Genomic DNA, 15,535 nt, shown 5'->3' with positions numbered 1-15,535 from the left:
TATGATGCAACTTCAAGAAGCACAGGATTTTTTCAGTTTAATTGATGAGCAAAGTGTCAAAATGACATTCCATAAAATATTGAAAGACGATTTTCAAGTTCCCGACCATTTTTCATGTGTTGAATGTGGTACTTTCGCACTCAAAAACGAAAGCGATAATCTCAAATTATTGACAATATCAGAGGGTATAGAGAAAGAGTATTTAGATACTTTTGAAAACACCAAGGCACATTTCATTGGCTCAATAAAAGGAAATAGATTTTCAGAGATAACAATCGGGGAAACCTTGGGAAAAACCAAAGAAATTTGTTTTGGGTATTTTAATAATCCATTTTGCAAACAATTGTTGGAAATTGCAGACGAGAAAACAATGGAGCTTGATTTCTGGTATTTAATAGCCTAACTAAAACAACAGGACAATCTCGAAGAATTTCATATCAGGGCTATCTGGTCTTTTTGCATTTTATGAAATGGAAAGGGTAATCCTCCCTTATATCTGTAATTTCAATAAGTCCAGCTTTGCCAAATTCTTCTTCTATGGTTTCTGTATCATAAAAGAACATTTTAATCCCCCCAAACATTTCAAACCTGTCTTTACCTATGGGCTTTCCTTGCCCATAGGTTTGGGCATCTTTTGTAATAGCCGTAAAAACCATCACCCCGTTTCCTGAAAGTTGGTTATAGCAGTCTTGGATGAGCTTTATCCTCTCGGCTTTATCCAGCAAGTGAATTAGTGCATAACAAAATATTCCGCCAAACAATTGGTTGTCAAAAGGCATTTCAGATACAGAGCCATGGTAAATGGTCAGATCTTTGCCAAAATGCTTTTGAGCTAAATCAATGGCTGTCCGGGAAATCTCGATTCCGGTTACGGTCATTCCATTGTCCCTGAAAATTTGGGCATTCCGTCCGTAGCCAATGCCTGGAATAAGAACAACCTTTACTCCTTCTTTAACAAAAAAATCATTTGTTATAACAGCTGATTTTGCCGGGGATAAACCCCACATTTCCTGTTTACCTTTAAATGCTTCTTCCCAGAATTCAGCCATTGACTTTTTGTTATACGCAAATTTTATTTTCCATAACTACACAACGATACCCCAAATCCCTTACTGTGGTCAAGATTTTACCAGGATTGATAGTGTTGCCTTCAACCCTTAAAACAGTATGTCCACAAGGATATGATTTTTCAGTTTCGTTAAGGTCAATGTTAATTTTTAATTCAGGATAGCAATCCCGGATTGAGCATACAACTTGATCTGACTGAATTTTGCCTTGGATATCTGTAATGAAAACTTCTACCATATTTTTACAATTTTATACTACTAGTTTGATGTGGCTAAAGGTAAGCATAATTTCATTAACGCAACAAAGTTGCAAATAAGTTTTTAAATAACACCTATTATTCTTTGGGATTGATAGGTACTTTTGCTTGCCTCGCCCTGGCAACACTTTTCTAAAAGCATCAGAACAGTCGGCAATCAGCGGAATTCCCAAAAATCCGACTGCATGGCTTTATACAGTAGCTAAAAACAAGACCAAAGATCATTTCAAGCATATTGTTGTTTTTGAAACTCAAATTAAAGAAGAAGTAACGTGTATGATACGGCTTGACAAATAACAACGACCCTTTAGTCTAAAAGGTAAAGGGGAATCTCGTAATCCTAAATAAGTACAACGGTATAAAATTAACTGAATAAATAGCCAATAATCGGTAAAGTTCAATATTTCATACCTCGCTCATACTTTTTTCCTACCCATATTTTGCACGAATCTTTAAATCCACAAATTAAATTTGACCTCAAATAAATTATTAAGCATTAAATTTATTGATATGAAAAAGAGCATATTTCTATTATTTGTTTTACTTGTCAGCAGCACCTTTGTATTCAGTCAAGTAAAAATGGATTCGTTGGCAGTCAACTATATCTATCCCCCAAATCCTCCTAACCCTCCAAATATTTATGATGGTTTTACCCCCAAAGAGAGTTGGGATATTCATAGGGCAGCATACATTAAGCAATTAAAAGCAAAAGGGTTAACAGATGAAGAACTTAAAAAAAGTCTAATTGAATATGAAAACCAAAAAGAGGAATTTATAGCCCAAGTCAAGGAAAAGCTTAGAATAGCAGAAATCCAAAGAAAAAATGCGGAAGAACAAAGAGCATTAGCAGCCATAGAAAGAAAAAAAGCAGAGGAATTAAGAAAACAAGCTGAAATTGAAAGAGCAAAAGCTGATGAACAAAGAAAACTTGCCGAAATTCAAAGGGCAAAAGCTGATGAACAAAGAAAATTGGCCGAAATTCAAAGGGCAAAAGCAGATGAGCAAAGAGCAAGTGATGCCATAGAAAGAAAAAAAGCTGAAGAATTAAGAAAACAAGCGGGAATTGAAAGAGCAAAAGCAGATGAGCAAAGAAAAATAGCCGAGATCCAAAGAGCAAAAGCTGATGAACAAAGAAAATTAGCTGAAATACAAAGGTTAAAGGCCGATGAACAAAGAAAGAAATCTCAAGAATGGAGAAATAATTCCGAAAACATCTTGACTAAAAACATAACACTCTCAAATGAATCAAGCAATAGCAAACCAATAGTTTTTAAAGTCACATCCAAAACGACTTTGTACATCGGAATCAGAGCACACATAAGTTCAGGAAATGCCTTAATTGAAATTTTCAATCCTGAAGGAATTAAAGAGGGAGAGCTATCCTTAAAGGCCAAACCAAGTCCAAATAAAGGCAAAGGAGAGCTTGAATATACATCAGGCGCTCTTGATAAAACAATCTCAAATGCAGGGGCTGGGGAATGGCAAGTAAAAATCTCATCCCAAAAATCTAATGGTAATGTGGCTATGTCTGTTGCCCAATATATAAAACCTACTGTGGATGAATAGAATAATAATAAACACAATAGCTATTCTCTTTTTAATCTTGTTCAGTCAAGTCAATGCATTTTCTGAAAATGTTGGTCAAATCTCTGGAAATTTGATATTAGATGATTCTTGGGAAAGAAAAATATATGTATCATATATTAAAACATTCGAGAAAGAATACGCTGTCTCCAATGATTTAATAATTACAAGTGCGGACATTGACAGTCTGGGCGATTTCAAAATTGACTTGGACAAGATACCACTTGAATGGTCTTTCTTGCGTTTACATATCGTTAAAAAAGGTGTTTCGCCAAACTCACTGGTCATTGGTAGCATAGACGAAAACTTCATATTCCTAATAGCAAAACGAGATTCTGAAATAGAATTATTTAATACAGAAGGCATACCAATATTCTCGAACACAAGAATTGAAGGAGCCGACTATATGAAGACATTTGACCACATTAAAAAATTATCCAATTATCCAAATTCCATTGACTATGAAAATTCAGTTATAGAAAAGGAATTTATAAAAGAGGTGGTTTCAGAAAAGCTGAAAATTGTCGCAGATACCTGCAACAATCCTTTGGTTTCGCTTTATGCTGTATATCAAACTGATTTTCAAGAAGAAAATATAATAAACAGGGAATTTTACGATACCTATTTATCAAAATGGAAAAACGAAAACAGTTCATATTTTAACTCATTTCGACAAAAAATCCCAACTTATAAGAATAGTTTCACACATAAAAAAAGTACAAAATACATCATTTTTTTAGTGGGTGTTATTTGTGTTCTTTCATTAAGTGTTTTGATTTATTTTATACGGAAGAACCAAAAAATCAAACAATTAAGCATTCAAGAACGGAAAATCTTCGATTTAATAAGAAATGGATTGAGCAACAAAGAAATATCGGATGAATGTAATATTGAGTTGACTACCGTAAAATCCCACGTAAGCAGTATTTACTCCAAACTAAAAATAAAATCCCGAAAAGAAGCAATAAATTATAAAACTAAATCATAATGAAAGTATTTCAAATATTCCTGATCGCATTAGTAGCCTTCGGCTGTGCGGACAAATCAAAGACCGAAACGGTAAATTACGAATTAGAAATTATTGACCAAGACTTTGCCAAGGCAACCGAACTTGCATCAGCACAGAACAAACTCCTATTTATTGACTTTTACACAACTTGGTGTGCACCTTGTGAGCAGTTGGACAAACTTGTTTTTCAAAACGACTCAATCAAACAAATTCTTGCGAAAGATTTTATTTTGCTGAAATATGATGCCGAAAACGACACGATTTTCCATCTCTCTAAAAAACACCACGTAAGTAGCTATCCAACAGCAATTGTTCTGAACCGAAAAGGGTATGTGGTAAACAGAAAGTATGGATTTCCGGGAAATGATTTTGAGACATTGAGTGAAATGGTTTTGGACTTTACAGATCAAAGCATTGATTTGAATAACGAAAACAAATACCTAAAAGGATATTCAAATACCATAGATGAAACTAAGTATCCAAAGTTTTATATCGATTATGTCAATAGAACCAACACCAAACCTAAAACTTCCGATATTGTTGATTTCATCAATAGCAAACAAAATTTCTTTAATGAAGAGGACTTTACAACATTATTCTACTTTGGTCATAACGCTCCGTCAAACATAGGCGATATCATTTTGGAGAATAAACAAAAGTATTTTGACCTTTACGGAGAACAAGATGTTGAAATATTGCTTTGGTTTCTCACATCAGCTAAGTTCAAAGAAGCGATTTCCGAAAATAATGACGAGAAATATGACAATGCTGTGGCTTTTACCAAACGTGCTTTAAGTCAAGGTTGGGTGGACGATATTTTACCTTCACGTGAAATAGACCGATTGAAAGCTCAAAACAAATGGGGCGATGTGTTTAAACTTTATGAAGAACGGAAAAACAAAGGTGACATTGATGAGGGGGAAATAAATTATGTTTGCTGGGACGTTTATAAAAATTGTGATGACCAACAAGTGATTGCCAAGTGCATTGAGTGGATGGAAGAAGTTACAGATAAAAACCCAGAATTTACCTATTTAAATACCTACGCATTTCTACTTTACAAATCAGGCAACAAAAAAGAAACCAAAGAAGCAGCTGAAAAAGCTTTAGAAGCTGCCAAACAAGAAGGAGGAAACGCCAAAACATTAGAGGAATTGATGAAAAAGCTGTAAACCTAAAATACATGAAAATTTTCATAGCCCATCGTTCTAAGTTAGCTTTTGCATGGCAATGGATGGTTTTTTGGGGACACTTTTCGAGATGTTGCCTCATCCTTCCATTTTTGAACTTACCTCCCTGAATTTATAATTCTCCCAGCTTTCATTCTAATGCTCAGAATATTCTCTTAATGCTCGATCCAGCTCTGTTTAAGCCAAAAACGATGATTTTCGGCTAAATAATTTTCAAGAACTATACCACATAAAAACAAATCAGTGCTTCAGGAAAGTCAAGGTGGAGATAAAATAGAAACAGACAGCTGGCTCCAACCATCTTCATCAATTTTCACAGATGAAGATTTTTTTCTGCGCTCAAAAATCAATTCAAACTGATGTTCTATATAGTGCGTCCTGACAAAATTCAGATGATCTTCCACCTTCCCATACCCACTTCCATATATCGATTCTTTGATCGTTTCAAAATGTTTTTCCAGATTGGTTTGGGTAACTTTGATTGTTTTTCCGACCATCGCTTCCTGCAAAGTTATCAATCTGTTTGTAAATAGGTAATCAAAATATCCTGTCTCAGTGTACTCTACAGGTCCGTATATCACTGTTCCGTTCCCAGAAGAAGCCAACCTCCATTCATTGACACTATCCAAAGTATCCAAAAACTCCATGTAGGTTTTCTCGACCATGATCCCATATTCGAGCATCATTTCCTCCTTGATCTTTATCCCGACCATATTTTCAAGGGCCTTTTCTTTGAGGATATCGAATGGCACCAACCCTCCCTGTTCGGACTCCCAAAAATCCTTGTCCACATTGGTCAAACGTCCTTTCCTTGCCCTAATTTCTTTGATTACACCAGTTCGCTCCCGTCTCATCTCCCGGACCATTTCCCGTTGAGTTACACATCTTCCATTTACAAGGACAATGCAAGCTTCCCCAAAAACATCGTCTGTTTGCTGAAAACCCACCTGATCCGGTTGCTGATGGAGAGATGCTTCATACATCGCTAGGTCTATCGGTCTTGTCTGGCTCATACAAAGCCCATGGGTAAAAAAAAGCAGTACTATCACACATCTGAATGTGTTTGGGAATATTGTTGATGATGTTTTTTCCATTGCTTCGATCATAAATAGAGAAGACGGTAGCCATCTGGCTACCGCCTAGTCTATAGTTATGGATTTTGCTTACCCCTTTTATTTTCTTACAATGAGTTTATGGGTAACCACCCCCTCAGGGGAAAGTACCTGTACGATGTAAGCACCTTTTTTTAATCCACTGGTTTTCAACAGATGGAAAGAGTCCCCTTCCGGCACCGTTGTGCTCATTTCCCATACAAGATGGTAACCGTCATGAACCTTGAATTCCATAAGCTGCGCCCTTTTGTTTTTCCTGATTTCCAATGTAGCATCCCCCTGAGTGGGGTTCGGGAATATGATCGAGCTGTAGGATGTCTGATTCACAGGAATGGTTGATACTCCTCCGGTACATCCCGATTCCACAACTGTCACCGGTTCCTCGGCCAACACAATCCCATTTTTACTGATTGGCACAGCAACCTCAAACTCCCTCTCTGTCACATTTCCGGAAGTATCTTCAGACCTGATATGGATTTGATAAACCCTGCCGTTACCATCGTCATCCCTGTCAGCGATAAGACTCATACCCTTACAATCCTGATGGATAAAAAAATTGCTCTCCGACACCATCTCATCCGATGTTATTTTATAAATGTATGCATCTGGAATCCCGCAATTGTCAGTATTGGAAGCAATAAAGTCATCCAAAGTGTACGAATAGGTTTTCCCATTGGGAGGCCAAAGGGAAATCTGTTCTTTCAGCTCCAGCAAAGGGTTTTGCTTGTCCAACACTTCTATTTGCTGGATTGCTTCGGTGGTGTTTCCTGCAGCATCTATTGCCGTCCATATGACCTGGCTAATACCTACAGGGAAAACATCGTCCAAAGCCAGACCGTCATCCCTTCTGCCGGAAATACCTACCCCTGGTCTGTTGTCACTTGCTTCCGGTTCTTCAAGGTTCAGAAATACACCACATTCGTCGATTGTAGATTCTACCGAAATATCATGGATTGCCCCAATTACAGGAGGAATGGTATCCATCTCCAGAAATAAGACCTCCACAAAATCCAGATTCCCATCATAGCTACTTCCATCCAAACATCCTGTATCTTCCATGATACTCAAATACGCTTCTCCACCATCCCCTGTATGCAACCTCACTTCAAAATTGGACTGAACTTCCATCCCCTTAACCGAATTTCCAAGGATCCCCATTTGTTCCAGTTTTCTCAAGGTATATATACCAGTATCCAGTTTTGCCGAATAGCCACCAAAGCCACATTCGGTATACACTGTAACTGGGCTTATTTCTTTCCCATATACTTTTTCAAGTATCATATCCGCATAGCGTCCACCCAAAACACGCTGACTGATCCCATCAAAATGGGGATCTGATAAATCTCCATTCAAAGGAGTTAGTCCATCTGATTTTACTGAAAACGCATTCGTGATCTCTGTTTCGATTCCATCGATAACTGTGTTGAAATTTTCGGAATTGTCTCTCCATTGACCAATTTGTCCGGCAACCAGAACCAGATCTGCCCCTAAATCTCCCCTCAAATCTTCGACAAGTTGCCCAAGTTGATCTAGGTAGGCCGTTCCCATCGAGCGGTTGGCTTCACCTTGATGCCAGATGATGCCCTTAAGGTTTCCGGTACGCATGGCTTTTAGTGCTTGGCTTACCGCCCGCTCGTACAGGTCATAGTCTTCTGCCCCAACATAGCCTTTTTGCCAACTTTGTATGGAACTCCCTCCCCGTGCATTCACTACCAACCCAATTCTTTTCCCAGTATATTCTGCCAGTTTTCTTCCGAAAGTATATCCAGGGCCAAGTTGCTGCATAGACAAACTTTTCCTGACTGTACTATATCGGTTCAAGGGATTGGAAGCAACCTCCCAAGTATCTCCATTGAGTAGATATACATTTTCCAAAACCTCTCCATCCAGTACATCCATATCTCCACGACCAGCCATGTTTGACTGTCCAATAAGGATATAGATATCCATATCTGTAGAGTCGTTTTCGGTTCTGGTCACGGACAAAAATGGCTGCATTCCTCCCCCTTCTTTACTGACAATCCGTGCTAGGTAATTGGTCTGTGCATCGTCATATAACCCAAAAGAAAGTATCTTGTCTGCGGCCAATGCTTCCATAAAATTGGAAGTGACATCTATAGCATAGGTACTGAAGGTGTTGCCAGAGATATGGACGTCTCCCACGAAGTCTCCGAATTGGGGTGCGGTGTTCCATGAAATATCCTCTTCGTTCCAAGAATTCCCTGTTTCATAAACTTGTATCGGAAACGGAGCCCCATCACTAACCCTGGCATGAAAAACCAGCTGAACGCCCGCAATATTATCGGTAGTATCAAATCCCGAAAGTCCAAACTTCATGAATGACTTCCTACTGAATGAGTCATTCGTAGGGGAAATTTTGACCAGGAGCTCTTCTTCTTCCCCATAATTTTCGTCTCCAGAATCCCCTCCGCGTACAAAAGCGTCCTCCATAACCATAATTCGATCATGGATGACATAGGAACCGTCATCGGGGATAGCAGATAGTTGATGAAAGCCTATATCTGTCTTGAGGGTATCACTGACTACATTACCGAAATAATCCCTTCCCCCATTATCAACTACATGTCGCCCCTTACCCATGGCTGGGGAATTTGACTGTAGTTTGTACCCATCTACCGTATTCAATCCTATCCCACCTGTTCCAGGAGCTATGAACAAAGGATCTTCAGTAATCTTAAAAGGATCAAAAGGCTCTCCATCAGGGTGTTCTCCGTAGAATATATTATTGGAAAACTCCCTTTTTGCATTGAACCAGTTATAGCTGGCTGTAGTGCTCTGGTTGTAAATGATATTGTTATAAAAATAATATGACTTATCCGCATTCCTTCTTTCGTTGATGATCGTCGGCGAAAGGTGTTCGGGGATATATACCACGTTGTTGTAGATATAGGCACTGTGATTATCAAAATTCACACAAAAGATAGATCCTTTGTCATTTTGGCTGATATTGTAACGAACAATGACATCATTGTCCGGAGCAGATGTACAGAACCAGACCAGCCCATGTGCATTGTCATGGCTATAACTGTATTGCCAAACAGTCTCAGGACTATTCAGGTCGGGATCGTACAGACTACCATCATAATCTGGAGAGCGGTTTAGGTATCCTTCATTGAACTGGAACACTGTACCCCTACTACTCCGTGAGAAAATGGTGTTCCCAGTAATCTTGGTGGCTGTTTCATAACAAAGGTTGTATTCTACTACCCCCCCTTCCATCATGCGGGCAATAATGGCATTTTTGGAGATATGGTGGATGGTGTTGTTACGTATCCTGACATCTGTGAACCGACGTCTCATCCAGTCCGCTTCTCCAGGGTAATCGGAATGCTTCACTTCATTATTGGTCACGATCCCCTGATTGTCAATATCATGTATATGGCAACCTTCTACCAGAACATCATGAAAACGGGTATCAACCAAGTCATCGGCAACGGTAGCTATATAGATACCAGAAGACAGCTTGGCTATGAGGTCATTGCCAACTGTACCTGTGATGTGGTGGATATGCAGGTTTTTGAGGTGGATATGGGTGGACACACCATAGTTTCCTGCCTTGACCTCTACCCCCCTCCTGTCACCGGCTTCGGGAGCCTCATTGGTGATCTCCAGATTGTTGATTTCCCAATAAGACTGGTTGTACAAGGACAGCACCCCAGCTCCATCCAACCCATCTCCATCAATAATGGGCTTATCTCCAACCCCGTATTGATCTATTACGATGGGACTATTCGCATCTCCCGAACCTTGTGGACTCAGCTGTCCAAACCAAATCCCACCGGATTTAAATAAAATATTTGCTCCTGGCCCAAACACGGTATTGTTCACCTTTTCCAGCGACTGCCAGGCTGTTTCTGGCGAGGTACCATCATGCGCATCATTACCGTTGGCATCATCGATATAAAAGGTGCCAGTCATGGATGCCGGAGGTTCAACTTTTGTTACGGTTACCATATCCAGAAAAAACCCGTTGTCCACATCCGACGATTCGGCAGTACTGTTGAAACTGATATGCATCCGGACATTGGGCCAATCTGAATATTCATCAGGAAAATCAAGCCGTGACGTATATTTCACCCAACCATCATTGTCCAGATTTTGCCCAAAAAAGCTGCCTGTAGCCAACACCCTATTGTTGCTGCCAGGCACTTCGGATTCCCTAGTGAAATTTATCCACCTGATCTTGCCCTTACCTTTTGAATAGAATTCAATAATGTACTCGCCAGGCTCAACTTCAATCAACGGTGAAGAAAACCGTCTGTGATGATCATTATTTGTTGAGGGTTGTATCAACCAAAGTGCGTGATTACCTGAGTACGCCTCCGGAGCTTGGGCGTACCAAAGAACACTGGAGGAACTTTTTACGGTACCCCACCCATCCGGGAATTCGTCTGGATCCGTCCAGACCTCAAAGTCACCGTTTTGCAATAGGTTTTGTGAAAATGTTACAGATGTGCAAAGGCACAGCAATAACACAAGTAATTGTCTTATCATTGTTGAAAGTATTTTGGGGTTGTTAACTGTATTATGTTTTATATCGAACAGATATATCTTTCCAATTAGGACCTGCTGAAATTCCAAAACATACTGTATTGAATTTTTCAGCAGGCACTGGTTGGATTTCATATTGTTCTATTGATAGCCATCATTCTGTGGATAGCCGGGCATCAAATCCAACTCTCCCTGTGGGATGGGTCTACGTACATGGTAATCCCTGATATTATCCCTTGGATGGGTAAAACCACCATCTTCATTCCCCCCATATTTCCTCACCCTATCGACCAATACCCCCATTCTCTTTAAAGCAAACCAACGATGTCCTTCAAAAGCCAGCTCTTTGGCCCTTTCCTCCAACAAAATCTCTTCATTCAGTTCATTCAACGGATCCAGTAAACCTGCCCTATCTCTGACTGCATTGATATAGACTAGGCCTTCGGTAGCTTTACCTTGCCTCATCAGTGCTTCTGCTGCGATAAAGTAAGTCTCTGCCAACCTGTGCGCTATAATGTTTTTATAGCTGTATGCAGAATTGATATCCCTTTCGTTATCCCAATATTTGGTCACAGAAGGCATAATATTGGGGTATGGATTGGCAATATCAGCGACCGTAACAGTATCGCCAAGATTTTTTCCTGCGGGTAACGTGCCGGGATCATTGAAGAAGTAGTACCTTCTATAATAAGTATCAATCCGCTTGTCCCCCTCTTCGTATAGCCCTAGGAGATAATCATTAGGATGTGTCCTGGCCCATGCCCTACCACCTTGGTTATGATCCAATACAACCCCTCTTACATTATAATACTGGGATGTAAAATATTGTGCCCACCTGTGTCCGTTGCCTCCACCACCAACGACTCCTTCCCCAAATTGAATGACTAAAATAGCTTCTTCATGATTAAGGGAATTTCCGTCGAATATGGAAGCCACATCGTCCAACAAACGATAAGGTCCCTCTGAAATAAGAGTGGTAGAAAGATGCTCGGCCAGCCCCCAGTCTTCAATCCACAGTGCCACATCTGCCAACATATGCATTGCCAACCCTTTGGTTATCCGACCAGGTTGGCTGGTCTGATAGTCCAAATGCTCTATGGCATAGCTTAAATCCTCTCTAATCAGTCCCCATACAGCATTGGACTGTGCTGGAGAAAATTCGGTGACAATGGCTCTGGTAGGTTCTGTATTCAAAATGATGTTATCAAACCAACGAATAAGAAAAAAATAAGACCTCGCCCTAAAAACCTTGGCTTCTGCTATGATGCGAGCTCTTTCAGCATCCAGCATATCAATCGATTCTGCAGCTTCTATGATGGAATTGGCCCGTTCAATAATCCTATAGTTGAGTCTCCAGTTAAACCTGGCCACACCATTGTTTGGGGACATGCCCTGGTCATACCTTGCCGCACCCATATCATGTGCAGATCTGGACCAATTGATATCCGTACCCCTAATCGTTGACAGTCCTGCATCTTCGTCAGAATAGTAATCTCTCTGGATATCATAAAGCGCCACCACAGCATTCTTTAATCCTTCTGGATTTTTGTATACCAAATCCGAAGTGATGTCTGTGATAGAGGTTTCCTCAAGATAGTCCACACAAGCAGTCATTATTCCTGCTATTCCCAGTAGATATATTAATTTTTTCATGAGTGTCTTAGTTTGAAGTTAAAAGCTTAATTCCACGCCCATCCTATACACCCTAGGTTCTGGGTAGCTTCCAGGATCAGCCTCTGGGCTAAATGACTGAAAATCTGCTTTTGTCCAGATGTTGGTTGCTGTAGTGTAGATTCTAGCCCGGGAAAGTCCCCATCGGGAGAGCAACTCATTGGGGAGGTTGTAGGCTAGTGTAAGGGTTCTCAACCTCAGGTAAGAAGCATCCTGAAAGGCAGTGGCAGATCGATAGCGCATAGTACCGCTAGCTGTTGGCCTAAACGCGTCATGTGTGGGATTCTCCGGTGTCCAATAGTTCCTACTGATTCCATTCAACCTTCCAGACATTGTCCCCCCATATTCATATTCATATAAGTATGGGTTACGTCGAACACCTCCATAGCTTGCAAACAATTCAGCATATACTTCAAAACCCTTGTAAATAAAGTTGGACGAAATGCTGCCAAACCACTTGGGGTCTCTCCTTATGACTTCCCTGTCATCCCCGGCAGTGATCTGTCCATCTCCGTTGAGATCCTTCACTTTGGGATGCCCAGGTAAGGCGTCAGGCTGGTGGGAATCCCCTATATTGTCATCAAGCTGCCATATACCATCCCATACATAATCATAGTATACGTTGATGGGACGACCTATAAACCAATTGTTTCCTATATCGTTGATTGGGTTTCCATCTTCATCCATTTCGCCGAATATTTCCAGGATTTTATTCCGGTTGACAGAGATATTGGCATCCAAACTCCATCTTACTTTGTTGTTGTCCACCAGAAATGTGGTAATAGTAGCCTCTACACCTCTGTTTTCCGTCCTGCCGAGATTGTCCCACACCCTTTGGTAACCAGTAGCTGAAGGCACTGCCTTCCGTACCAATAAATCACTGGTGCGGATCACATAGTATTCCAGAGCACCAGAAACCCTGCTTTGGAACAAACCAAAATCAAGTCCCAGATTATAGGTAGCGGAAGATTCCCATCTCAAGCCTTCATTCGGGAAATCATCTATGCCCGGCAAAAACCCAACAATCGACTCACCATTGCCAAAATGATAACCATAGGAATTGGTCGTCGCCAAAGTTTGGTAAGGACTTATCCCCTCATTTCCAATCACTCCATAGCTTGTTCTTAACTTCAGTTCATTGACTGAAGGAATATTAAAAAAGGGTTCCTCATGAATTTTCCATCCAAATGCTACAGAAGGGAAAAAACCGTATTTTTCCCTTGCCCCAAACACCGAACTTCCATCAACCCTTCCAGTCACAGTGAACAAATATCTGTCTTTCAGACTATAACGCCCCCTTGCCATATAGGAAACCAGGGATCTCCTAAATGCTGATCTCCCCGGAGGGAACAATATAGCGCCGTTTCCAATACCATCGTATCCCAGCACATCATTGCCTATATCCCTTGTCCTTATTGAAAATTGCTCCTGATTTATCCCATTCAAACTTTGCATAAGTGTGACATCCATCCTGTTACCATTCTGGAAGTTCTTGTCGTAAGTCAGTATATTCTCTATCAGGTACTCAAATCGCTCTAAGCTTGCCAGACTTGCCTGCCCTCCATAACTCTGCCCAGATCTATGGCGGGTACTTTGATAAGCTCCATCCGTTCTATTTCTGTAGTTGACATTGGTATTCAGCCTGTATTTAAGCCCTTCAATAATTTCATAATCACCAAACAGATTGAGAATAACCCTATTGGTTGTCCTCCTATTGTCAGATTCATACAGATTAAACAAGGGGTTTGTATAAACTTCATCTTCGGTCACGACCAGCTGGAGGTCTCCATTTTGATCATATGGCTCTGCCAGGGGAGGCATGGTCAATGTAGTCAAAAGTCCGGTTTCAATCCTTTCCGAAGATCTTGCCAGATAGGTGCTGGTACCTACCAGCAGTTTTTTATTGACCTGATGGTCTGCATTGATCCTAATAGTCCCTCTTTCAAAACCCGAAGTAGGGATCATACCTTCTTGCTTGAAGTAGCCTGTACTTACAGAAAACTTAGTCTTTTCACTCCCTCCTCTTATACTGACATCATGCTGTTGCATAGGTGCATCTCTGATCACTAGTTTCTCCCAATCCACAAACTGCCCGTTGTCCAATACCCTTAGCATTACATTATCAAAAGATATTTCGTCAGGCTCAAACTGTCCTTGTTGATTGTCCGCCCTAAAAGCTTCTCTCCTCATATCTGCAAAACCATCCCCATCAAAAACCTCAAAGTTTTTCCAAAGGGATTGGATTCCATAATAGCCGTTATAAGAAACCACGGTTTTCCCCAAATGTCCTCGTTTGGTGGTGATGATAATCACTCCGTTGGATGCCCGTGCTCCGTAAATCGCTTGTGCTGAAGCGTCTTTCAACACCTCCATAGACTGAATATCACTTGGATTCAGATCGTTGATATTGTTTATCGGAGCGCCATCTACAATAAACAGCGGGGAATTCCCTCCAGACAAAGAGTTCCTCCCACGAATCAGGATACTGGATTCCCCTCCAGGACGTGCATTGCCCAGATTTACCTGAACCCCAGCAGCCTTTCCCCTAAGCATTTCGGAAATATTTGTGGAGGGGACTGAGCTTAGCCGCTCTGAGCTTACTGAAGAGACGGATCCAGTAAGATCACTTTTTCGTACTGCACCATATCCAACCACAACTACTTCGCCCAGATCAGTCGGGGAAGGTACCAATGTCACTGTAATCATTTCTCTGTTGCCTACGGAGATCTCTTGGGAAGTGTATCCTATATAAGTAAAGATCAGTATATCATTCTCTCCACTCACTTCGATGCTGAACTTGCCATCAATATCGGTAACAGCACCAATGTTACTCCCTTTCACTACTACATTTACTCCGGGAATCCCAATATCATCCTCCGATGAAACCACTTCTCCTCGAATGGGTATTTGTGCCAGTAGCTGCTGGCTCAGCATTACAAATGGGATAAGAAACATCCATTTCCTGATTTGATAAATTTTAAATTCCATATAATATATGTTTAGGTTAATTATGGGTTCATTATGTTGGTAATTACAAGGCCAGGTTAATCACATATAGAATTAAAAGGATTATCAAAGCTCCTACAGCCGTAAGTATTATTCTATGGTTAGAATTTATAAATGATCTCTTCAT

Annotated in this window: 10 protein-coding genes; 4 read left to right on the top strand and 6 right to left on the bottom strand. The window is 40.5% G+C overall.

Annotated features, from left to right (window positions below):
* Positions 1-403, top strand: a 403-nt coding sequence (locus ACFSKL_RS07625; protein ID WP_376884999.1) for a hypothetical protein, incomplete at its 5' end; no start/stop codon positions are given.
* 40 nt (positions 404-443) lie between these two features.
* On the opposite strand, the gene ACFSKL_RS07620 is transcribed toward ACFSKL_RS07625, so the two are convergent.
* Both ACFSKL_RS07620 and ACFSKL_RS07615 read right to left on the bottom strand, forming a co-directional pair.
* The gene (locus ACFSKL_RS07620; protein WP_376884997.1) at positions 444-1,049 is read right to left on the bottom strand and encodes a class I SAM-dependent methyltransferase; all 606 of its coding nucleotides are present in this window, start codon (positions 1,047-1,049) and stop codon (positions 444-446) included.
* Positions 1,050-1,059: 10 nt separating this feature from the next.
* On the bottom strand, positions 1,060-1,305 hold the full coding sequence (locus ACFSKL_RS07615) for a hypothetical protein (protein ID WP_376884995.1): 246 nt from the start codon (positions 1,303-1,305) through the stop codon (positions 1,060-1,062).
* Positions 1,306-1,834: 529 nt separating this feature from the next.
* Here ACFSKL_RS07615 and ACFSKL_RS07610 point away from each other — a divergent pair.
* From ACFSKL_RS07610 to ACFSKL_RS07600, 3 genes are read left to right on the top strand one after another with little or no spacing between them, the layout of a single operon-like run.
* Positions 1,835-2,890, top strand: a complete 1,056-nt coding sequence (locus tag ACFSKL_RS07610) for a hypothetical protein (RefSeq protein ID WP_376884993.1) — start codon at positions 1,835-1,837, stop codon at positions 2,888-2,890.
* Complete coding sequence (locus ACFSKL_RS07605) at positions 2,883-3,896, top strand: response regulator transcription factor (RefSeq protein WP_376884991.1); 1,014 nt, start codon at positions 2,883-2,885, stop codon at positions 3,894-3,896. The genes ACFSKL_RS07610 and ACFSKL_RS07605 overlap by 8 nt, the downstream gene beginning before the upstream one ends.
* Complete coding sequence (locus tag ACFSKL_RS07600; RefSeq protein ID WP_376884989.1) at positions 3,896-5,089, top strand: thioredoxin family protein; 1,194 nt, start codon at positions 3,896-3,898, stop codon at positions 5,087-5,089. Before ACFSKL_RS07605 ends, ACFSKL_RS07600 begins: the two co-directional genes overlap by 1 nt.
* 275 nt (positions 5,090-5,364) lie before the next feature.
* On the opposite strand, the gene ACFSKL_RS07595 is transcribed toward ACFSKL_RS07600, so the two are convergent.
* The 4 genes from ACFSKL_RS07595 to ACFSKL_RS07580 form a co-directional block, all read right to left on the bottom strand.
* Positions 5,365-6,120, bottom strand: coding sequence for a hypothetical protein (locus ACFSKL_RS07595; protein WP_376884987.1), 756 nt, complete (start codon positions 6,118-6,120; stop codon positions 5,365-5,367).
* 159 nt (positions 6,121-6,279) lie between these two features.
* Positions 6,280-10,734, bottom strand: a complete 4,455-nt coding sequence (locus ACFSKL_RS07590; protein ID WP_376884985.1) for a sialate O-acetylesterase — start codon at positions 10,732-10,734, stop codon at positions 6,280-6,282.
* Positions 10,735-10,872: 138 nt separating this feature from the next.
* Positions 10,873-12,384 carry a RagB/SusD family nutrient uptake outer membrane protein gene (locus ACFSKL_RS07585; protein ID WP_376884983.1) on the bottom strand — a complete coding sequence of 504 codons (1,512 nt, stop codon included), beginning with the start codon at positions 12,382-12,384 and terminating at the stop codon, positions 10,873-10,875.
* Positions 12,385-12,402: 18 nt separating this feature from the next.
* Positions 12,403-15,390 (bottom strand): SusC/RagA family TonB-linked outer membrane protein, encoded by a 2,988-nt coding sequence (locus tag ACFSKL_RS07580; protein WP_376884981.1) that lies wholly within the window; start codon positions 15,388-15,390, stop codon positions 12,403-12,405.
* Positions 15,391-15,535: the final 145 nt, after the last annotated feature.

It is taken from the genome of Belliella marina, from assembly GCF_042682445.1.
Taxonomy (GTDB): Bacteria; Bacteroidota; Bacteroidia; order Cytophagales; family Cyclobacteriaceae; genus Belliella; species Belliella marina.
This window is presented reverse-complemented; position numbering and strand designations above follow the sequence as displayed.